Source organism: Limimaricola variabilis (assembly GCF_014195545.1).
Lineage (GTDB): Bacteria > Pseudomonadota > Alphaproteobacteria > Rhodobacterales > Rhodobacteraceae > Limimaricola > Limimaricola variabilis.
Genome location: NZ_JACIBX010000001.1, coordinates 176,864 through 196,433, shown reverse-complemented (window position 1 = coordinate 196,433; position 19,570 = coordinate 176,864). Strand labels below are relative to the sequence as shown.

At 69.9% G+C, this 19,570-nt stretch carries 18 protein-coding genes; 15 read left to right on the top strand and 3 right to left on the bottom strand.

The features are described from left to right. The first annotated feature begins 179 nt into the window (after nucleotides 1-179). The 6 genes from FHS00_RS00920 to FHS00_RS00895 all read left to right on the top strand — a co-directional run bounded on the left by FHS00_RS00920 (nucleotide 180) and on the right by FHS00_RS00895 (nucleotide 5,996). Nucleotides 180-1,133 carry a TAXI family TRAP transporter solute-binding subunit gene (locus tag FHS00_RS00920; RefSeq protein ID WP_183468977.1) on the top strand — a complete coding sequence of 318 codons (954 nt, stop codon included), beginning with the start codon at nucleotides 180-182 and terminating at the stop codon, nucleotides 1,131-1,133. 103 nt (nucleotides 1,134-1,236) lie between these two features. Further along, nucleotides 1,237-3,330: a TRAP transporter permease gene (locus tag FHS00_RS00915; RefSeq protein ID WP_183468975.1), complete on the top strand. Its 2,094-nt coding sequence runs from the start codon at nucleotides 1,237-1,239 to the stop codon at nucleotides 3,328-3,330. Further along, nucleotides 3,327-3,680, top strand: coding sequence for a DUF1850 domain-containing protein (locus tag FHS00_RS00910; protein WP_183468973.1), 354 nt, complete (start codon nucleotides 3,327-3,329; stop codon nucleotides 3,678-3,680). The genes FHS00_RS00915 and FHS00_RS00910 overlap by 4 nt, the downstream gene beginning before the upstream one ends. Nucleotides 3,681-4,011: 331 nt before the next feature. Continuing rightward, nucleotides 4,012-4,476 carry a lytic transglycosylase domain-containing protein gene (locus tag FHS00_RS00905; RefSeq protein WP_183468971.1) on the top strand — a complete coding sequence of 155 codons (465 nt, stop codon included), beginning with the start codon at nucleotides 4,012-4,014 and terminating at the stop codon, nucleotides 4,474-4,476. Nucleotides 4,477-4,480: 4 nt separating this feature from the next. Further along, the gene (locus tag FHS00_RS00900) at nucleotides 4,481-5,431 is read left to right on the top strand and encodes a glutaminase (RefSeq protein ID WP_183468969.1); all 951 of its coding nucleotides are present in this window, start codon (nucleotides 4,481-4,483) and stop codon (nucleotides 5,429-5,431) included. A 73-nt stretch (nucleotides 5,432-5,504) separates the two neighbouring features. Beyond that, complete coding sequence (locus tag FHS00_RS00895; protein WP_183468967.1) at nucleotides 5,505-5,996, top strand: hypothetical protein; 492 nt, start codon at nucleotides 5,505-5,507, stop codon at nucleotides 5,994-5,996. Nucleotides 5,997-6,078: 82 nt separating this feature from the next. Here FHS00_RS00895 and ndk read toward each other — a convergent pair whose 3' ends face one another. Continuing rightward, entirely contained in the window at nucleotides 6,079-6,501 is a 423-nt protein-coding gene (gene ndk / locus FHS00_RS00890) for a nucleoside-diphosphate kinase (protein WP_183468965.1), read from the bottom strand. Between the two features lie 277 nt (nucleotides 6,502-6,778). On the opposite strand from ndk, the gene FHS00_RS00885 reads away from it, so the two are divergent. The 3 genes from FHS00_RS00885 to FHS00_RS00875 all read left to right on the top strand — a co-directional run bounded on the left by FHS00_RS00885 (nucleotide 6,779) and on the right by FHS00_RS00875 (nucleotide 9,992). Continuing rightward, nucleotides 6,779-8,626 (top strand): ABC-F family ATP-binding cassette domain-containing protein, encoded by a 1,848-nt coding sequence (locus FHS00_RS00885; RefSeq protein WP_183468963.1) that lies wholly within the window; start codon nucleotides 6,779-6,781, stop codon nucleotides 8,624-8,626. 118 nt (nucleotides 8,627-8,744) lie between these two features. Further along, entirely contained in the window at nucleotides 8,745-9,395 is a 651-nt protein-coding gene (locus FHS00_RS00880) for a MarC family protein (protein ID WP_183468961.1), read from the top strand. An 18-nt stretch (nucleotides 9,396-9,413) separates the two neighbouring features. Next, a complete protein-coding gene (locus tag FHS00_RS00875; RefSeq protein ID WP_183468959.1) occupies nucleotides 9,414-9,992 on the top strand; it encodes a retropepsin-like aspartic protease family protein in 579 nt (192 codons plus the stop codon). Between the two features lie 6 nt (nucleotides 9,993-9,998). On the opposite strand, the gene FHS00_RS00870 is transcribed toward FHS00_RS00875, so the two are convergent. After that, nucleotides 9,999-10,460, bottom strand: a complete 462-nt coding sequence (locus tag FHS00_RS00870; protein ID WP_183468957.1) for a DNA polymerase III subunit chi — start codon at nucleotides 10,458-10,460, stop codon at nucleotides 9,999-10,001. Nucleotides 10,461-10,464: 4 nt separating this feature from the next. Next, entirely contained in the window at nucleotides 10,465-11,940 is a 1,476-nt protein-coding gene (locus FHS00_RS00865) for a leucyl aminopeptidase (RefSeq protein ID WP_183468955.1), read from the bottom strand. 136 nt (nucleotides 11,941-12,076) lie between these two features. Between FHS00_RS00865 and lptF the strand changes: the two genes are divergently transcribed. Genes lptF through rsmA form a run of 6 tightly spaced genes read left to right on the top strand, consistent with a single transcriptional unit; the run spans nucleotide 12,077 to nucleotide 19,564 of the window. Beyond that, nucleotides 12,077-13,201, top strand: coding sequence for an LPS export ABC transporter permease LptF (lptF, locus tag FHS00_RS00860; protein ID WP_246390872.1), 1,125 nt, complete (start codon nucleotides 12,077-12,079; stop codon nucleotides 13,199-13,201). Beyond that, a complete protein-coding gene (gene lptG / locus FHS00_RS00855) occupies nucleotides 13,198-14,286 on the top strand; it encodes an LPS export ABC transporter permease LptG (protein ID WP_183468953.1) in 1,089 nt (362 codons plus the stop codon). Before lptF ends, lptG begins: the two co-directional genes overlap by 4 nt. After that, nucleotides 14,283-16,457: an LPS-assembly protein LptD gene (locus FHS00_RS00850; protein WP_183468952.1), complete on the top strand. Its 2,175-nt coding sequence runs from the start codon at nucleotides 14,283-14,285 to the stop codon at nucleotides 16,455-16,457. The genes lptG and FHS00_RS00850 overlap by 4 nt, the downstream gene beginning before the upstream one ends. Before the next feature lie 32 nt (nucleotides 16,458-16,489). Then, complete coding sequence (locus FHS00_RS17630) at nucleotides 16,490-17,698, top strand: peptidylprolyl isomerase (protein WP_183468950.1); 1,209 nt, start codon at nucleotides 16,490-16,492, stop codon at nucleotides 17,696-17,698. Further along, nucleotides 17,695-18,666, top strand: a complete 972-nt coding sequence (pdxA, locus tag FHS00_RS00840; RefSeq protein WP_183468948.1) for a 4-hydroxythreonine-4-phosphate dehydrogenase PdxA — start codon at nucleotides 17,695-17,697, stop codon at nucleotides 18,664-18,666. The genes FHS00_RS17630 and pdxA overlap by 4 nt, the downstream gene beginning before the upstream one ends. 55 nt (nucleotides 18,667-18,721) lie before the next feature. Next, on the top strand, nucleotides 18,722-19,564 hold the full coding sequence (rsmA, locus tag FHS00_RS00835) for a 16S rRNA (adenine(1518)-N(6)/adenine(1519)-N(6))-dimethyltransferase RsmA (protein ID WP_183468946.1): 843 nt from the start codon (nucleotides 18,722-18,724) through the stop codon (nucleotides 19,562-19,564). Nucleotides 19,565-19,570: the final 6 nt, after the last annotated feature.

Genomic DNA, 19,570 nt, shown 5'->3' with positions numbered 1-19,570 from the left:
CTTGTCGCGGCGCGGGAAATGGCACCGCGGCCCGGATCGGCGGCAAAGCGTCGTCATGACGCGCCACCGGCGCGTCCCGGTCAGCTTTCCTGACCAAGCTTCTTGCCAGAGTTCCGCCCCTCATGCAGTCTCAGCACCGGAACGGCGACCGGGGAGGGTCGCCACATCGGGAGGACTACATGACCATCACCACGATTCTGCGCGGCGCCACCGCCGCCGCGGCCCTCATGGCCACGCCGCTCGCCGCCAATGCGCAGGAATTCATCAATATCCTCACCGGGGGCACCTCGGGCGTCTACTACCCGCTCGGCGTCGGCCTCTCGAACATCTATGGCGAGAACATCGAAGGCGCGCGCACGCAGGTGCAGTCGACCAAGGCCAGCGTCGAGAACATGAACCTGCTGCAGGACGGCCGCGGCGAGCTGGCCTTCGCGCTGGGCGACACCGTGGCGATGGCCTGGGACGGCAACGCCGATGCGGGCTTCACCGCGCCGCTCGACCAGATCCGCGGCATCGCGGCGATCTATCCCAACTACATCCAGGTCGTGGCCTCCGCCGAGAGCGGCATCACCGATTTCGAGGGCCTGAAGGGCAAGGGCCTGTCGGTCGGCGCGCCTGCCTCGGGCACCGAACTCAACGCCCGCGCCATCTTCGGCGCGATGGGGATGAGCTATGACGATCTGGGCAAGACCGAGTACCTGCCCTTCGCGGAATCGGTGGAGCTGATCAAGAACCGTCAGCTCGACGCGACGCTGCAGTCGGCCGGCCTGGGCGTGGCCTCGATCCGCGACCTCGCCTCCTCGATCGACATCAACGTCGTGGCGATCCCGGCCGAAGCCGCCGAGAGCCTCGGCGCGCCCTATATCGCCGCCACCATTCCGGCGGGCACCTATGACGGCCAGGAAGAGGACGTGCCCACCGTCGCGGTGTCGAACTACCTCGTCACCCATGCCGGCGTGTCGGACGATCTGGCCTACCAGATGACCAAGCTGCTCTACGAGAACCTCGACACGCTCGAGGCGAACCACATGGCCGCCGCCGACATCAAGATCGAGAACGCGCTCGACGGCATGCCGATCCCGCTGCACCCGGGCGCCGAGCGCTATTACCGCGAGCAGGGCATGATCGACTGATCGGACCCGACGGGGCCCTTGCGCCCTGCCCGACCTGTTCCCGACTGCGCCCCGCCATCCCTCGGATGACGGGGCGTTTCGCTCAAGACGAGAGGCCCGCCCCATGACCGCGCAAACCGACCCGCTCACCGAGATCCCCGCCGAGGCGGGCGGACCCGATCACCACATCTCGGCCTTTCCGCCGGGGCTGACCGGGCGGCTTCTGTTCTGGATCGCGGTCGCCTTCTCGACCTACCAGATCGTGACGGCGGCGCATCTCGTCGACCTGCCGAGCCAGGTCACACGGGCGCTGCATGTCGGCTTCCTGATGCTGATGACCTTTCCGCTGGTCGCCGCCGCGCGCGGGCGCGGCGCGGCGTTCAAGACCGTGGCCTGGGCCTTCGCGTTGGCGGGCGTGGCGGTCGCGCTCTACCAGTGGTGGCAGTATGAGCCGCTGATCCTGCGCGCGGGGCGGCCCTTGCCGATGGATCTCTTCTTCGGGGTGGTGGCGCTCGTCACCGTCTTTGCGGCGGCGCTGGTGCTGATGGGCCCGGCGCTCCCGATAATCTCCGGGCTGTTCCTCGCCTATACCTTCCTCGGCCGGCAGCTGCCGCCGCCGCTGATCCATCGCGGCTATGATTTCGAACAGATCATCGACCACATGGCCTATGGCACCGAAGGGATCTACGGCATCCCGATCTACGTGTCGTCGACCTACATCTTCCTGTTCATCCTGTTCGGCGCCTTCCTCGAAAAGGCCGGGATGATCCGGCTCTTCACCGACGTGGCGCTGGGCTTGTTCGGCCACCGCCAGGGCGGCGCCGCCAAGGTCGCGGTGGTGTCGTCGGGCCTGATGGGCACGATCTCTGGCTCCGGCGTGGCCAACGTCGTCACCACCGGCCAGTTCACGATTCCCCTCATGAAGCGCTTCGGCTACCGCGCGGCCTTCGCGGGCGGCGTGGAGAGTACCGCCTCGATGGGCGGGCAGATCATGCCGCCGGTGATGGGCGCGGTCGCCTTCATCATGGCCGAGACGCTGGGCGTCGCCTATGTCGAAGTGGTCAAGGCCGCCATCGTGCCCGCCATCCTCTACTTCGTCTCCGCCTTCTGGATGGTGCATCTCGAGGCCGGCAAGCATGGGCTGCGCGGGCTGTCCAAGGCCGAGCTGCCTTCGGCCCTCGCGGCGATCAAGAAGAACTGGATGCTGATCGTGCCGCTGGGCATCCTCGTCTGGCTGCTGTTCGCGGGCTACACGCCGCTCTTCGCGGGCACCGTCGGTCTCGGCCTCACCGTGCTGCTGATCCTCGGCGGCTCGATCGCTCTGGGCCTACCCAACGCGGTTCTGCGCGCCATCGTCTGGGTCGGCCTCGGCCTCGTGGCGGCGGCCTTCCTGCAATGGGGGATCGAGGTGCTGGTCGCGGCGATCCTCGTGCTGATCGCCATCTGCCTGTTCTTCCGCGGCGGGCGCGAGACGCTGATCCTGTGCCGCGACAGCCTCGCGGATGGGGCGCGCACCGCCCTGCCCGTGGGCGTGGCCTGCGCGCTGGTGGGCGTGATCATCGGCGCGATGACCCTGACGGGTGCTGCCAACACCTTCGGGCAGTTCATCGTGGCCGTGGGTCAGGACAACCTCTTCCTCAGCCTCGTGCTGACCATGATCACCTGCCTGCTCCTCGGCATGGGGATCCCGACCATCCCGAACTACATCATCACCTCCTCGATCGCGGGACCGGCGCTGCTGGCGCTGGGCGTGCCGCTGATCGTCAGCCACATGTTCGTCTTCTACTTCGGCATTCTGGCCGACCTGACACCGCCGGTGGCGCTGGCCTGCTTCGCCGCCTCGCCGATCGCGCGTGAGAGCGGGCTGAAGATCTCGATCGAGGCGATCAAGGTCGCGGCGGCCGGCTTCGTCATCCCCTTCATGGCGGTATATTCGCCGGCGCTGATGCTGCAGGCGGGCGGACCGCTGGCCGAGGCGATCGGCTACTGGCCCGCCGTCGCCTGGATCGTGACCAAGTCGCTTCTGTCGATCGGCCTGTGGGGCGCGGCGGTGATAGGCTGGGTCGGGCGGCCGCTGCCGAGCTGGCTCCGGGCGCTGGCGATGATCGCGGCCTTCACGCTGGTCGCGGCCTGGCCGATCACCGACTGGATCGGCCTTGCGCTCGCGCTGCTGGTGGGGTTGCTGATCCGGCGCCGGCCGGTCGCTGCCGCGGCATGAGCGCCTGCCTGATGGTCGGGATGGCGGCGCTCGGCCTCGCCACCGGCGCGTTCGAGCTGTCCTGGACCCATTCGGTCGAAAAGGTCGAGTGGCGCGAGAGCTGGCGCGTCGAGCGCGGCGCGCTGGAGCTCGTCGAGGCGCGCGTCCGCGGATCGGGCGCGGGCATGGAGCCGGGCCCTGACGCGCTCCTGCGGGACGGCTGGTGGGTCTGGAACCCCGGCCTCGTCGTCCCGTCACTCTCGCTGGCCGCCTCGGGTGCGACCGGTGCGGGCTGGCGGCTCTGCGCGGACGGGCAGTGTCGCGAACTGGCCACGCAGGCCGGCGATCCGGTGACCCTCACGCCCTGTTGAGGGACCTGTGATCACGTAAATCGGTTGGATTGGCGGAAGGTCGCCCAAACGGTGTCGCTTTCTCGCCCGGCCGCTGTCGCCTTGCGCGTGCAGGCTTGAAGAATCGCAACGGCCGGAGTGAAGCAGCCCGTCAGAGGCGGCACATGCAACGCCGCAACCAAGGAACGCGACATGCCGAGCAACCAGAACCAGAAAGACGCCCCTGCCCAGAACCGCAAGGACGGCCAGACCCCCGAGCCGCTGTTCCGCGACTTCGCCGCGATCTGAGCGCAAAGCTTTCAAGGCGCGGCGCGGCGGGCTAGAGAGACATCGACACCGACGGAGTGACCCGATGCATCTCGACCGCCGCGCCGCCCTTCTGGGTTTCGTCGCGCTTGCCGCTTGCGGCCGCCGCCAGCCCGCCACCCCCGATCTCTACCCGAACGAGTCGCCGCAGATCCGGCGACTGATCAACGCCTATGCCGACGCCTACAAGGTGCCGCGCGATCTGGTCCATCGGGTGGTGCAGCGCGAAAGCTCCTACAACCCCCGCGCCCGCAACGGCTCCTATTACGGGCTGATGCAGATCAGCCCCGAGACCGCCCGCACCATGGGCCATCGCGGCCCGGCCGAGGAACTGCTCGATGCCGACACCAACCTGCGCTACGCCGTGAAATACCTGCGCGGCGCCTGGATTGTCGCCAATGGCAACCGCGACAAGGCGGTGAAATGGTACTCCCAGGGCTACTACTACGAAGCCCGCAACCGCTGCCTGCTGGTCGAGACCGGCCTGCGCGACAGCGAAGTGAAGTGCTGAGCCGGTGAGCGTCACCGATCCGGAACGTCTACGCGAGATTGTCGAGGAGATCTGCGACGCGATGACCGCTGAGACCGAGCGGGGCCGCGTCGCCGACTACATCCCCCAGCTTGCCGATGTCGATCCGGATCAATTCGCGCTCGCGCTGGTGCTGCCCGATGGAGCGGTTATCGCAGGCGGCGACGCCGACACCCGCTTCTCGATCCAGTCGGTCTCCAAGGTCTTCGCGCTGGCGGTGGCGCTGGGCCGGGTCGGCGACGCCTTGTGGAACCGCGTGGGGCGCGAGCCGTCGGGCGATCCGTTCAACTCCATCGTCCAGCTCGAACACGAGCGCGGCATCCCCCGCAATCCTTTCATCAACGCCGGTGCCATCGCGGTGACCGACGCGATCCTCGCCCGGTCGGAGCCGCGCGAGGCGCTGGGCCAGATCCTGCAGTTCGTACGGTTCCTCGCGGGCGATGACGACATCGCCATCGATCCGGCGGTGGCCAAGTCCGAGACCGCCAGCGGCTGGCGCAACGCGGCGCTGGCCAACTTCATGCGCGATTTCGGCACGATCCAGCGCCACCCGGACAAGGTGCTGGGCACCTATTTCCACCAATGCGCCATCGCGATGACCGCCCGCCAGCTGGCCCATGCGGGGCGGTTCCTGGCCTTTGACGGCAGCCTCAGCCCCGGCGGGTCGCGCGCCATCGCGCCGCGCATGGCCCGCCAGATCAACGCCTTGATGCTGACCTGCGGTCATTACGACGGCTCGGGTGAATTCGCCTTTCGCGTCGGCCTTCCGGGCAAGAGCGGCGTCGGCGGCGGCATCCTCGCCGTGGCGCCGGGCCGCGCGGCGATCGCCTGCTGGTCGCCGGGGCTCAACGCGGTGGGCAACTCGCATCTCGCCTCGATCGCGCTAGAGATGCTCGCCGACCGCACCGGATGGTCGGTCTTCGCCGCCAACTCATGACGCAAACGTTGTTTCGGCGCCGGAGCCGGGGCCTGTAACCTTTCCCTGATCATAATATTTTCAGGGAGTTACAATGAGACAGCATTTCATCATCTCGGCCGCGGCCGTGGCGCTTTCTTCTACGGCGGCGCTGGCCGAGCCTATCGCCTTCGAGGCGATCCTCGCGCCGACCGACGAAATCCGGATGGAGTTCGGTGACGACAGCAAGCATTTCCTGCTCATGGTCCGGCGCGAAGGCGAGGCCACGGGGGACGGCATGTTCGACGGCGCGCGCGTGGTCGAGCATGGCTATCACGACATCATGCCCCCTTCGGGCGGGGACCCGCAGGGCTATCTGGAGGTCACGACCGATGCGGGTGACATCGCCTATCTGAAATGGATCGTCCGGGCGGTGTTCGTGAAGGGTGAGGAAGGCCCCCGGCTCATCGATTACGGCCATTGGGAGATGGTGTCGGGCACCGGCGCGCTGGCGGGCATGACCGGCGTCGGCACCTTGCAGATCAAGCCCGCCTCGGAGACCGAGCGGACATTCGTGGTCGAGGGCGAGATCGGCGAGGCACCCTGAGCGACCGCACTGCAGACCTGCGCCCAAAGAAAAAGGCCCGCGCTCTCGCGCGGGCCTTTCCGTCAAGTCACGAAGCTTCGGCTCAGCCGACCAGCTCGAGGCCCGAGAAGAAGAAGGCGATCTCTTCCTTGGCGGTCTCGGGGGCGTCCGAGCCGTGCACCGAGTTCTCGCCGACCGACTCGGCGAACTCGGCACGGATGGTGCCGGCAGCGGCGTCGGCGGGGTTGGTCGCGCCCATCACTTCGCGGTTCTTGGCGATCGCGCCTTCACCTTCGAGGACCTGAACGACGACCGGGCCGGAGGCCATGAACTCGGTCAGTTCGCCGAAGAAGGGACGCTCGCGGTGCACGTCGTAGAACTTGCCGGCCTGCTCCTGGGTGAGCTGGATCCGCTTCTGGGCGATGATGCGCAGGCCCGCATCTTCGAACTTGGCGTTGATCTTGCCGGTCAGGTTGCGCTTGGTGGCGTCGGGCTTGATGATCGAGAGCGTGCGTTCGGTGGCCATGATGTCCCTCATTTGAACGGGTTGCGTCGGGAGGCGCGACACGCACCCCCGGTCGCCGCGCGCCCTAGCATGCGGGACGCGGGCTGAAAAGACGCAAGCCGCCCGAAGGCCCTGGCGGCATGCCCGGCCCCGCCGTTGGCGAATGCGTATTTGCGGAATGGTGAAGGACGATCGCGCGCCTCTGTCCTTCACCATTCTACAAATACGCGGGCGCCACGGCGGGGCCCAAGCGCCCGCCCCCGTTGACCTCGCACGGCGCTTCGGGCAAGGCCCGTCCATGTTGCGCATCACAGACATCTCCTATTCGGTCGAGGGCCGTCCGCTCCTCGAACATACCTCCGCCGTGATCCCGGCCGGCCACAAGGTCGGCGTCGTGGGTCGCAACGGCACGGGAAAAACCACGCTGTTCAAGCTGATCCGTGGCGAGCTGTCGCTCGACACCGGCGAGATCGAACTGCCCAAGGGCGCCCGGATCGGCGGCGTGGCGCAGGAGGTGCCGGGCAACGAAGTGTCGCTGATCGACACCGTGCTCGCCGCCGATACCGAGCGCGCGGCGCTGATGGCCGAAGAGTCGACCGACCCCGCCCGCATCGCCGAGATCCAGACCCGGCTCGCCGATATCGACGCCTGGTCGGCCGAGGCGCGCGCCGCCACCATCCTGCGCGGCCTGGGCTTCACCCATGAAGAGCAGCTCATGCCCTGCTCCGCCTTCTCGGGCGGCTGGCGGATGCGCGTGGCGCTCGCCGCGGTGCTGTTCTCCGAGCCCGACCTGCTGCTTCTGGACGAGCCGACCAACTATCTCGACCTCGAAGGCGCGCTCTGGCTCGAAAGCTACCTCGTGCGCTACCCGCACACGGTACTGATCGTCTCCCACGACCGCGAGCTCCTGAACCGCTCGGTGGGCGGCATCCTGCATCTCGAGAACCGCCAGCTCACCTACTGGACCGGCGGCTACGACCAGTTCGCCAAGGCCCGCGCCGCGCAGCGCGCTGTGCAGGTCGCGGCGGCCAAGAAGCAGGAGGCGCAACGCGCCCACCTGCAAAGCTTCGTCGACCGCTTCAAGGCCAAGGCCTCCAAGGCCAAGCAGGCCCAGAGCCGGGTCAAGATGCTCGAGAAGATGGAGACCATCCGCGTGCCCGAGGACGCGGCGCGCACCGTCTTTACCTTCCCCGAGCCCGAGGAGCTGTCGCCGCCGATCATCGCCACCGAGGGGGTGAGCGTCGGCTATGACGGCAAGGCGGTCCTGTCCAAGCTCGACCTCAGGATCGACCAGGACGACCGCATCGCGCTCCTGGGCCGCAACGGCGAGGGCAAGTCGACGCTGTCGAAGCTGCTGTCGGACCGGCTCGCGCCGATGGGCGGCAAGATCATCCGCTCCAACAAGCTGCGGATCGGCTTCTTCGCGCAGCACCAGGTCGACGAGCTGCGCGTCGAGGAGACGCCGCTGCAGCATATCCAGCGCACCCTGCCCGACGTGGCGCCGCCCAAGCTCCGGGCGCGGCTCGCGGGCTTCGGCCTTGGCGCCGCGCAGGCCGAAACCGAGGTGGGCCGCCTTTCGGGCGGTCAGAAGGCGCGTCTGTCGCTGCTGCTGGCCACGCTCGACGCGCCGCATCTGCTGATCCTCGACGAGCCGACCAACCACCTCGACATCGAGAGCCGCGAGGCGCTGGTCGAGGCGCTGACCGCCTATAGCGGCGCGGTGATCCTGGTGAGCCACGACATGCACCTGCTGTCGATGGTCGCCGACCGGCTCTGGCTGGTGAAGGACGGCCGCGTCACCGCCTATGACGAGGATCTCGAAGCCTATCGCAAGATGCTGCTCTCGGGCGAAAAGCCCGCCGAGAAGCCCAAGGCCGAGAAGCCCAAGGCGCCGAAACCCTCGCGCGATGCGATCCTCGCGCTGCGCTCGGAGGCCCGCAAGGCGGAGGAGCGGGTGAACAAGATCAACGAGATGCGCGACAAGCTCGCCAAGAAGCTAGCCGATCCTGCGCTCTACGAGGACGGCCGCAAGGGCGAGCTCGAGACCTGGAACAAGAAATACGCCGAGGCGATGGAAGCGCTGAGGCGGGCCGAGGCGCTCTGGATGGCCGCGCTCGAGAAACTGGAGGCGGCGGAGGCGGTCTGATCCGCCGCGCCGTCGCGCGCAAAAGCGGCCGCAGGCGTCGCGTCATGCCCCGCCCGGGGCTTGCCCCGCCGCGGGGCCGCCTTCAGGGTGGCGACGCATCTCGGACCGGAGACAGGACTTGCTCGACCTCGCCACACTGATCACCGCCTTCACCACCCTCTTCGTGATCGTCGACCCGATCGGCCTCGCGCCGCTCTTCGTGGCGATGACGGCCGGGATGAGCGCGGCCCAGCGGCGCCGGGTCGCGGTGCGCGCGATCATCACCTCGGCCGGTCTGATGCTGCTCTTTCTGGTGCTGGGCGACGCGGTGCTGCGCTTCATCGGCATCTCGGTCCCGGCCTTCCGCATCGCGGGGGGCGTGCTGCTGTTCCTGACCGCGCTCGACATGCTGTTCGAACGCCGCCAGGCCCGGCGCCGCGACAATGCCGAGGAGGCGAGCGGCCCGGATACCGAGCCGGATCACGACCCTTCGATCTTTCCGCTGGCGCTGCCGCTGATCGTCGGCCCCGGCGCGATCACCACGCTGATCCTGCTCACCGCGGAGGCCGACGTGACCGGCTACGCCGCGATCTATGGCGTGGCGCTCGCCGTGCTCGGCACCGTCTGGATCGCCTTCAAGCTGGCCGGGCCGCTGGCGCGGGTGCTGGGTCCGGTGGGGCTCAACGTCGTGACGCGGGTGCTCGGCATGCTGCTCGCCGCGCTGGCGGTGCAGTTCATCATCGACGGCCTGCACGGCTCCGGCTTCGGCATGCCTTTTCCCGGCGCCTGAACGCACCATATTAGGGGCATGAGCCCCGACAACCTCGCCAGCCTCGCCTATCTCGGACTGCTCGGCGCCGCCATCGCCGGCTGGTTCCTGCTGCAGAACCGCGACCGGCTGGGACAGCTGGCACAGCAGGCCGTCGTCTGGGCGCTGATCTTCGTCGGCGTGATCGCCGCGGCCGGACTGTGGTCGGATATCCGCGACGACGTCGTGCCCCGGCAGACCATGGTCGGCGCCGAGGGCATCGAGGTGCCGCAGGCGCGCGACGGGCATTACTACCTGACGCTGGAGATCAACGGCGAGCCGATCGACTTCGTGGTCGATACCGGCGCGACCGACATGGTGCTGGGCCGCAACGACGCGCGCCGGGCCGGGATCGACCCCGAGGATCTGGTCTATATGGGCTCGGCCGCGACCGCCAACGGCACGGTCCGCACCGCCCGCGTCACCCTCGACAGCGTGGCGCTGGGATCGATCGAGGATGAGGGGCTGAGCGCCGTGGTCACCGATGGCGACCTGACCGGCTCGCTTCTGGGCATGGGCTATCTGCGGCTGTTCGGCCGCATCGAGATCGAGAACGGCCGCCTGATGCTGACCCGCTGATACGGATCAGCCCTCGGCCTTCTTGGTCCAGCGGCCGTCTTCCTGCGCCCAGTACTGCGCCGCGCAGCCCGCGCCGGTAAGGCCCTTCCACTGTCCCCGCGCCGCCTGCACCGCCATCGGATCGTGCCCGTCGAACAGGATGCAGACCCGCTCGGCGGCCTGAACCTCATCGGGCGAGACCTCCGCCCCGTCGAGGCAGATCACGCATGGCAGCTTCGGCGCCGCCTCGCCCTGGGCGGTCAGCAGCACGGGCTGCGCCGCGTCATGCGGCCCGCCCGCGCGGCCATGCGCCAGAAAACTCTCGGGCGGCCCCATCCGCCACAGCGCGACGTCGAGCCGATCCATCGCGGCGGCGCTGCCGCCACGGATCTCCACCCGCCAGCCCTGCTTGGCCGCGAGACCGAGAAGCTGCGGCAGCAGCGCCTCGGCCGGGCTGTCGGTCAGGTGGTAGAACAGGGCCGCGCCCATCGTTTCAGCCCTCGTAACGGTCGGCCACGAGGCGGTTGAGCGCCATCACGCCCCAGCCCGTCGCGCCCTTGGGCGCCAGCGCGCTGTCGGATTTCAGCGACGCGGTGCCCGCGATGTCGAGATGGATCCAGGGCGTGCCGTCCTGTACGAAGCGCTTGAGGAATTGCGCCGCGGTGATCGATCCGCCCTCGCGGCCGGTGCCGACGTTGCGCATGTCGGCGATCCGGCTCTTGAGCACCTTGTCGTAGGCGTCCCCCATCGGCAGCCGCCACGCGCCCTCGCCCTCCGCCTGCGCCGCCGCGAGGAATGCCTCGGCGAACCCGTCCTCGTTGGCGAACACGCCCGCATTCTCATGGCCCAGAGCGATGATCACCGCGCCGGTCAGCGTGGCGAGATCGATCATGCCGGAGGGTTTGAACCGCTCCTGCGCGTACCACATCACGTCGGCCAGAACGAGCCGGCCCTCGGCGTCGGTGTTTATCACCTCGATGGTGTCGCCCTTCATCGAGCGCACCACGTCGCCGGGGCGGGTGGCGCGGCCCGAGGGCATGTTCTCGACCAGCCCCACGAGCCCGACCACGTTGGCCTTGGCCCGGCGCAGCGCCAGCGCCCGCATGGTACCGGCGACGGTGGCGGCGCCGCCCATGTCCATGGTCATGTCCTCCATGCCGGCGGCGGGCTTGAGCGAGATGCCACCGGTGTCGAACACCACGCCCTTGCCGACCAGCGCCAGCGGCGCCTCGTCGCCACCGCCCTGCCAGCGCATCACCACCACCTTGGAGGGGCTGTCGGAGCCCTGCCCGACGGCCAGCAGCGCGCCCATGCCGAGCCGCGCGAGCTCGTCCTCTTCGAGGATCTCGACCTCGAGTCCCAGCTCCTGCATCGCCGCCAGCCGGGCGGCGAAATCATCGGTGGTCAGCACGTTGGCGGGCTCGTTCACCAGATCGCGGGTGAAGGCCACGCCCTCGGCGATCGCGGCCATCGGCGCGGCGGCACGGGCCAGCGCCTCCGAATCGTCGCCGGTGATCCAGACGGTGCCCTCGGGGCCGGCCTCGTCGTCGGGCTTCTGGTGTGCATCGAAACGATAGGCCCGGAGCGCGACACCCAGCGCGACCTCCTCGGCATGCCGCAGCCCCGCGGTCAGCACGGTCAGGTCGCCGCGCCCGGCCGCGGCGGCGATCGCGCCGCCCGCGCGCCGCATCGCCAGCCGGTCGGCCTCGCTGTCATGCTTCACGGCGATGACCGCGTCGGCGGCGAGCCCGGCGGGCACCGCGATCTCGACCGTCTCGCCCGGCCGCACACGGCCCCAGCGGGCACCGTCCGCGAGCCGCGTCAGCGCCCCGCCCATCAGCGCGTCGAGACCGCGCGCGGCGTCGCTGTCGGGGCCGTCCGCCGCCACGAACACGGCGATGCGGCCTTGGGTCTGGGCCAGTGCGTCGGCGTCATGGGGCTGGAAATCGATGCGGGGGGTGCGGGACATGCCGGCTCCTTCGGGTCGCTTTGCTTTGGCGGCGGAGCCTAGCCGCCACGCGCCGCGATGACCAGATCGCGGTTCAACCCGCCACGCGGACCGGCTAGGATGCGCTGCAGACAGGCGGCCTCCCCGGCGGCCCGACATGGACGAGGGACCGGTGGCGCGATTCGACAGATACATGCTGTCGCAGCTGATGATGCTGTTCGGCTTCTTCGCGCTGGTGCTGGTGCTGGTCTACTGGGTCAACAGCGCGGTGCAGCTGTTCGACCAGCTGGTGGCCGACGGTCAGAACCTGTCGGTGTTCCTCGAACTCACCATGCTCACCCTGCCGGCGCTGATCCGGCTGGTGCTGCCGATCGCGGGCTTTGCCGCCGCGCTCTACGTCACCAACCGGCTCTCCTCGGACAGCGAGCTGACGGTGATGCAGGCCACCGGCTTCTCGCCGTGGCGGCTGGCGCGGCCGGTATTGATGTTTGGCCTGGTAGCCGGGCTGCTGACCGGGGCGTTGACGCTGGTGATCAACCCGCTCGCCCATGCCCGCCTCGCCGACCGGCAGGCGGAGATCGCCCGCTCGGCCACGGCGCGGCTGCTGCAGGAGGGCGAGTTCCTGTCGCCAGTCGACGGCATCACCATCTATATCCGCGACATCACCCCGGAGGGCGAGCTGCGCGACCTGCTGATCTCCGACAGCCGAGACCCGGACGAGACCGTCACCTACACCGCCTCGAGCGCCTATCTGGTCGAAACCGCGACCGCGCCGCAGCTGGTGATGATCGACGGCCTGATTCAGGTGCTGCGCCCCGGCGTCGCGCGTCTGGCGACCACCCGCTTCAACGATTTCGCCTTTGACCTCGCGCCGCTGACCAGCGCCTCTGAGAGCGGCAGCCGCCGCCCGCGCGAGATCTCGACGCTGGAGCTGCTGCGCGGCGCGCCCGAGACGCTCGAGGCCACCGGGCGCAGCGCGGCGCAATTGACGGCCGAGGCGCATGACCGCGTCGCAGGCGCGCTGCTCGCGGCGGCGGCGCCGCTGATCGGCTTTGCCACGCTGCTCACCGGGGGCTTCTCGCGCTTCGGCGTCTGGCGGCAGATCCTCGCCGCGATCGGGCTGATCATCGTGGTGCAGGCGCTCGAATCGACGGTGACCTCGGCGCTGCGCGGCGATCCCGAGCGCTGGCCACTGATCTACCTGCCGGGCCTCGCCGCCTTTGCCATCGGCACGGCGGCCCTTGCGCTCTCGGCGCGACGACGGCGAGGGGTGTCCACATGATCCTGCACCGGTACTTCGCGCGCCGCTACGTGATGGCGTTCCTCGGCACGCTGGGCGTGTTCTTCACGCTGTTGACGATGATCGACCTCGTGGAGCAGGCGCGGCGCTATGGCGACAGCACAGGCATCGCCGAGCTGCTGGCGGTGAGCCTGCTCAACGCGCCCTCGAAGCTCTACGAGATCTTGCCGCTGATCGTGATCATTTCCGGCATCACGCTGTTTCTCGGCCTCGCGCGGTCCTCAGAAATGGTGGTGACCCGGGCAGCCGGGCGCTCCGCGCTGTCGGCGCTCCTCGCGCCGGTCACCGTGACCTTGTTGCTGGGGATCGCGGCGGTGGCGCTGTTCAACCCGCTGGTCGCCGCAACCACCCGCGCCTACGAGGTGCGCACCGACAGCCTCAAGGGCGAGCAGCGGGTCATCGCCTTGTCCGATGACGGGCTCTGGCTGCGCCAGGGCGACGCCGAGGCGCAGACCGTGATCCGCGCCAAGGGCGCCAATCTCGACGGCACGGTGCTGCGCGAGGCGAGCTTCCTGACATTCGACACCGAGGGCCGCCCGCGCGAGCGCGTCGAGGCCGATTTCGCCGAGCTGCAGCCGGGCCATTGGCTGATGCGCGGGGTCAAACGCTGGCCGCTCTCGGCCGACAACCCCGAGACCGCGGCCGAGCGGCTGCCGCAGATGACGCTCGCCTCGTCGCTGACCGCGACCCAGATCCGCGACAGCTTCGGTGATCCGGCGGCGATCTCGGTGTGGAAGCTGCCGGGCTTCATCGCCCGGCTCAAGGAGGCGGGCTTCACCGCGCGTCGCCACGAGGTGTTCTTGCATACCGAGCTCGCGCAGCCCGCCTTCCTGACCGCGATGCTGCTGATCGGCGCCGGCTTCACGCTGCGCCACCAGCGCGGCGGCCGGGTCGGCGTGATGGTGCTGGGCGCGATCCTGCTGAGCTTCGGCGTGTATTTCCTGCGCAATTTCGCACAGATCCTTGGCGAGAACGGGCAGATTCCGCCGGCGCTGGCGGCCTGGGCGCCGCCGGTGGCGGCGATCCTGTCCTCGCTCGGCCTGCTACTGCATCTGGAGGACGGATGACTAAACGCCGGTTCGCGGCCCCGGCGGGGCGGCCCTTCTTCATGACCCATGCGCGCAAGCGAATTGCCACCGCCCTGGCCGCGCTGCTGCCCGCTCTGGTGCCGCTGCCCGCGCTGTCGCAGGGGCTGGCGCAGCTCGTGGCCGACAGCGTGACCGTCACCGCGGACGAGGTGCTGGTGGCGCGCGGCAATGTCGAGGCCTTCTACGACGGCACCCGCCTCTCCGCCTCGACGATCACCTATGACCGCGCCGCAGACCGGCTGAGCGTCACCGGGCCAATCCTGATCACCACCCCGGATGGCGAGGTGTTCACCGCCGAGGCGGCGGAGATCGATCCACGCCTCGAGGCTGGCCTGCTGCGCGGCGCAAGGCTGGTGCTCGACCGGCAGCTGCAGGTCTCGGCCGCGCGGATCGATCGCACCGGCACCGGCCTGACCGCGCTGACCCGCACAGCCGCTACCTCCTGCCGGGTCTGCGGCGATGGCCCGCCGCTTTGGGAGATCCGAGCCGCCCGCGTCGTGCATGACGAGGTCGAGCGGCAGCTATACTTCGACGATGCGCGCTTTCTGGTGCGTGGCGTACCGCTGCTCTGGCTGCCGCGGATGCGCCTGCCCGACCCCACGCTCGAGCGCGGCTCCGGCCTGCTCATCCCCGAACTCTTCACCTCGGACACGCTCGGCTTCGGCCTGCAGCTGCCCTATTTCGTGCGGCTGGGCGGGCGACGCGACCTCACCATCACGCCTTGGATCGCCACCCGCGCGCGCAATCTCGAGCTGCGCTACCGACAGGCGTTCCGGGGCGGCTGGACCGAGGTGGAGACCCATCTCGCCGAGGACGACAGCCGCGATTCCGGGCGCTACGCGCTGCTTTCCGAGGGCGCCTTCATCCTGCCGCGCGAGATCCGCCTCGAATTCGACGTCGAGGCGGTGTCCGACGACGCCTTCCTGCTGGATTACGACCTCTCGGACCAGGACCGGCTCGACAGCCGGCTGCGGCTTTACCGGCTGGGCGAGGATGGCTACGCGCTCGCCGAGATCACCTATTACGAAAGCCTGCGCGACGACGAATCCAGCGACTCGCTGCCGCCGCTGGTGGCCCGGGCCGAGCGCGAGACGGTGCTGCGCCCGGCGCCTATGGGCGGTCGCCTGACGCTCCGCGCCGAACTCGACGCGCTGTGGCGCGACAGCAGCGAGGACGACCCCGATGCGCTGCGCGACGTGACGCGGGCCGGCATGTCAGCGGCTTGGCAGGGCGACCGGCTGGTCGGGCCCGGGCTGCGCCTCTCGGCCGAGGCGCGCGGCCGCGTCGATGGCTACGCCATCACCGACGACGCGGCCTATGACGAGGCGGTGCTGCGTGCGGCGCAGGGCGTCGGCGTCACGCTGCGTTGGCCGCTTCTGCGCCGCGAGGAGTCCGGCGCGGCGGTGCAGACCCTCGAGCCGGTGGCCAGCCTGTCCTATGCCGCCGTGCAGGGCGGCGAAGTGCCCAACGAGGACTCCCGCCTCGCGGAGCTCGACGCGGCCTCGCTCTTCGCGATCGACCGCTTTCCCGGCGAAGACCTGCAGGAGGAAGGCGCGAGCGCCGGGCTCGGCCTGCGCTGGAGCCGCTTCGACCAGGAGGGGCGCGGCCTGTCGGTCCTGGCGGGCCGGCTGGTCCGCGACCGCGCGCAGGGCGGCCTCGAGGAGAGCACCGGCCTCGCCGAGACCCGCTCCGACTGGCTGGTCTCGACCAGCCTCGATCTCGGCGCGGATCTGGGGCTCGAAACGGTGACCACCTTCGACGACGCGTTCGACGTCTCGGGCGCCGAGGCGCGGCTCGGTCTCGACCGTCCGAACTATGACCTCTCCGGCGCCTATCTGTGGTTGGAGCCCGCCTCCGAGACCGGTCTCGACCGGGTCAGCGAGGTGTCGCTCGACACCACGCTGCGGCTGGGTGAGCGCTGGACCGTCTCGGCGCAGGGCCGCTACGACATCGCCGCCGCGTCGCCGGTGCGAACCCGGATCGGCGCCGGCTGGCGCAACGAATGCGTCACGGTGGACGTTTCGGCATCGCGCCGCTACACCGACACGGACGACGTGGACCCCTCCACGAGCTTCGCGCTGTCGGTCAATCTGAACGGGTTCTCGACCGCGCAGACGGCCATGCCGGCCGCAGGCGACTGCGAGGGATGAGACGCAAGGATCGGACGAGGATGGGAGCCGGAATGCGGGCTTTGGATTTCGTGAAGGCCGTGGCGCTCGCCACCGCCATGGCGGCACCGCTCGGGGCCGCCGCGCAGGGCATGTTCGCCCCCGCGATCACCGTGAACGGCAGTGCCGTCACCAATTACGAGCTGGACCAGCGCGCCAAGCTGCTCGCCGCCTTCAACGCGCCGGGCGACCCGGCGCAGGAGGCCCGCACCCAGCTGGTCGAGGAGAAGCTCAAGCTTCAGGAACTCACCCGGGCCGGGATGCAACTCACCGATGAGGGGCTCGAGTCCGCGATGGCCGATTTCGCGCAGCGCGCGAACCAGCCGCTCGACGCCTTTCTCGCGCAGCTCGCGAGCCAGGGCATCGCCCGCGAGACGCTGCGCGACTTCGTGAAGGTCAACGTCTCCTGGCGCGATTACATCCGCCGCCGCTACAACGCGCAGATCAATGTCACCGAGGCCGAGATCGACGCGGCGCTGGCGCGCACCGGCGGGCCGGACTCGGTCGAGGTGCTGCTGTCGGAGATCATCATCCCGGCGCCGCCGCCCCGCGCCGCCGCCGCCATGGCGCGCGCCGAGGCGATCTCCAAGCTGCGCTCCACCGCCGCCTTCGAGGCCGAGGCCCGCGCCGTCTCGGCACTGCCCTCGCGCGAACAGGGCGGTCGGCTCGAATGGCGCGCGCTGAGCGATTTCCCTGCTGGGCTGCACGGGCTGTTCCTGTCGCTCGAGCCGGGCGAGGTCAGCCAGCCGATCCCGATCACCAACGGCGTGGCCCTGTTCCAGCTGCGCGACATCCGCGAGGCGCCGCAGGCTCCCGCCGAGATCGCCGAGATCGAATACGCGCAATTTGCCATTCCCGGCGCCGGCACCGCCGAGGCGCTCGCCGAGGCGCAGCGGGTGCGCGGCGCGGTCGATACCTGCGACGACCTCTACGGCGTCGCCAAGGGCCTGCCTAAGGACCGGCTGGTGCGCAACGCCGTGGCCCCCGCCGCGCTGCCGCGCGATCTCGGGCTCGAGCTGGCGCGGCTCGATCCGAACGAGGCCTCCTGGAACCTGACGCAGAACGGCGCTCTGCTGTTCACCATGCTGTGCGCACGCACCCCGGCCGCCGCCGAGGGCAGCGACCGCGACGCGGTGCGCAACCAGCTGGTCGGCCAGAAGCTCGCCGCCCGGGCGGATATCCTGCTCGAAGAGCTGCGGGCGCAGGCGCGTATCGCGCCGTGAAGCCGATCGCGATCTCCTGCGGCGAGCCTGCGGGCATCGGCCCCGAGATCGCGGCCACCGCTTGGAAGCGGCTGCGCGGCGAGATACCGCTCCTGTGGCTGGGCGATCCGCGCCACCTGCCCGAAAAGACGCGCTGGCAGGCCGTCTCGGGCGCCTCCGAGGCCGCGCGGGTCTCCGCCACGGCGCTGCCGGTGCTGGCGCGCGACTTCGGCGCGCCCGCGGTGCCGGGCCGCCCCGACCCGACCCATGCGCAGGGCGTGATCGATGCCATCCGCGACGGCGTCGACCTGGTGCGGGACGGACATTGCGCCGCGCTCTGCACCGCGCCGATCCACAAGGCCGCGCTGATCGACGGCGCGGGCTTCGCCCATCCCGGCCATACCGAATTCCTGGCCGATCTGGCCGGGGTGGAGGAGGTGGTGATGATGCTCGCCTGTACGGCGCTGCGCGTCGTGCCCACGACCATCCACCTGCCGCTCAGCGAGGTGCCCGCCCGACTCACGCCCGAACTGCTCGAAGCGACGATCCGGATCACCCGCGACGCGCTGATCCGCGATTTCGGCATCGCCGCGCCGCGGCTCGCCATCGCCGGGCTCAACCCGCATGCGGGCGAGGATGGCAAGATGGGCGGCGAGGAGATCGCGATGATCTCGCCGCTGCTCGACGGGATGCGGGCCGAGGGCTTCGACCTCGCCGGGCCGCTTTCGGCGGACACGATGTTCCACGCCGCCGCGCGCGCCACCTATGACGCGGCGATCTGCATGTATCACGACCAAGCGCTGATCCCGATCAAGACCATCGACTTCTCGGGCGGCGTCAACGTCACGCTCGGCCTGCCCTTCATCCGCACCTCGCCCGATCACGGCACCGCCTTCGGCATCGCCGGCAAGGGGCTGGCCGACCCGTCCTCGATGATCGCCGCGATCCGCATGGCCGCCGATATGGCGCAGGCCCGCGCCACGCGCTAAGGGAGCGGCGCGCCCGCGCGGAGCCGCGCAAGTTTCACAGCAACAGGACATGCCCATGGCCGCCATCGACGATCTGCCGCCGCTGCGCGAGGTGATCGAGACCCACGGCCTGCGCGCCAAGAAGACGCTGGGCCAGAACTTCCTGCTCGACCTCAACCTGACCGCGCGGATTGCGCGGGCGGCGGGCGACCTGCAGGGCTCCGACATTCTCGAGATCGGGCCCGGGCCGGGCGGGCTCACCCGCGGCCTGCTCGCCGAAGGCGCGCGCAAGGTCCTCGCGATCGAGAAGGACTCGCGCTGCATGCCGGCGCTGGCCGAGATCGAGGCGCGCTATCCCGGTCGGCTGCAGGTGATCGAAGGCGACGCGCTCGAGATCGACCCGCTGGCGCATCTGACGCCACCGATCCGGGTCGCAGCCAACCTGCCCTACAATGTCGGCACCGAGCTGCTGGTCCGCTGGCTGACGCCCAAGGAATGGCCGCCCTTCTGGGAAAGCCTGACGCTGATGTTCCAGCGCGAGGTGGCCGAGCGGATCGTGGCCCAGCCGGGCTCCAAGGCCTATGGCCGGCTCGCGATCCTCGCGCAGTGGCGCGCCTCGGCCCGGATCGTGCTCGACCTGCCGCCGCAGGCCTTCGTGCCCGCGCCCAAGGTGTCGTCGGCGGTGGTCCATCTCACCGCCCTGCCCGAGCCGCGCTTTCCGGCTGATCCGGCTGTGCTGAGCCGCGTCGTGGCGGCCGGGTTCAACCAGCGGCGCAAGATGCTGCGCGCCTCGCTCAAGGGCGTGGCGCCGGGGATCGAGGATCACCTCGCCGTCGCCGGCATCCCACCGACCGAACGCGCCGAGCAGGTCGGGCTGGAGCAGTGGTGCGCGCTGGCCCGCTCCGTCGCCGCCGGCTGAGCCGCG

What these genes read in the sequence shown, in the direction of transcription:
- FHS00_RS00920 (WP_183468977.1), top strand. Translation starts at nt 180, where the DNA reads ATGACCATCACCACGATTCTGCGCGGCGCCACCGCCGCCGCGGCCCTC.
- FHS00_RS00915 (WP_183468975.1), top strand. Translation starts at nt 1,237, where the DNA reads ATGACCGCGCAAACCGACCCGCTCACCGAGATCCCCGCCGAGGCGGGC.
- FHS00_RS00910 (WP_183468973.1), top strand. Translation starts at nt 3,327, where the DNA reads ATGAGCGCCTGCCTGATGGTCGGGATGGCGGCGCTCGGCCTCGCCACC.
- FHS00_RS00905 (WP_183468971.1), top strand. Translation starts at nt 4,012, where the DNA reads ATGCATCTCGACCGCCGCGCCGCCCTTCTGGGTTTCGTCGCGCTTGCC.
- FHS00_RS00895 (WP_183468967.1), top strand. Translation starts at nt 5,505, where the DNA reads ATGAGACAGCATTTCATCATCTCGGCCGCGGCCGTGGCGCTTTCTTCT.
- ndk (WP_183468965.1), bottom strand. Translation starts at nt 6,501, where the DNA reads ATGGCCACCGAACGCACGCTCTCGATCATCAAGCCCGACGCCACCAAG.
- FHS00_RS00885 (WP_183468963.1), top strand. Translation starts at nt 6,779, where the DNA reads ATGTTGCGCATCACAGACATCTCCTATTCGGTCGAGGGCCGTCCGCTC.
- FHS00_RS00875 (WP_183468959.1), top strand. Translation starts at nt 9,414, where the DNA reads ATGAGCCCCGACAACCTCGCCAGCCTCGCCTATCTCGGACTGCTCGGC.
- FHS00_RS00870 (WP_183468957.1), bottom strand. Translation starts at nt 10,460, where the DNA reads ATGGGCGCGGCCCTGTTCTACCACCTGACCGACAGCCCGGCCGAGGCG.
- FHS00_RS00865 (WP_183468955.1), bottom strand. Translation starts at nt 11,940, where the DNA reads ATGTCCCGCACCCCCCGCATCGATTTCCAGCCCCATGACGCCGACGCA.
- lptF (WP_246390872.1), top strand. Translation starts at nt 12,077, where the DNA reads ATGGACGAGGGACCGGTGGCGCGATTCGACAGATACATGCTGTCGCAG.
- lptG (WP_183468953.1), top strand. Translation starts at nt 13,198, where the DNA reads ATGATCCTGCACCGGTACTTCGCGCGCCGCTACGTGATGGCGTTCCTC.
- FHS00_RS00850 (WP_183468952.1), top strand. Translation starts at nt 14,283, where the DNA reads ATGACTAAACGCCGGTTCGCGGCCCCGGCGGGGCGGCCCTTCTTCATG.
- FHS00_RS17630 (WP_183468950.1), top strand. Translation starts at nt 16,490, where the DNA reads ATGCGGGCTTTGGATTTCGTGAAGGCCGTGGCGCTCGCCACCGCCATG.
- rsmA (WP_183468946.1), top strand. Translation starts at nt 18,722, where the DNA reads ATGGCCGCCATCGACGATCTGCCGCCGCTGCGCGAGGTGATCGAGACC.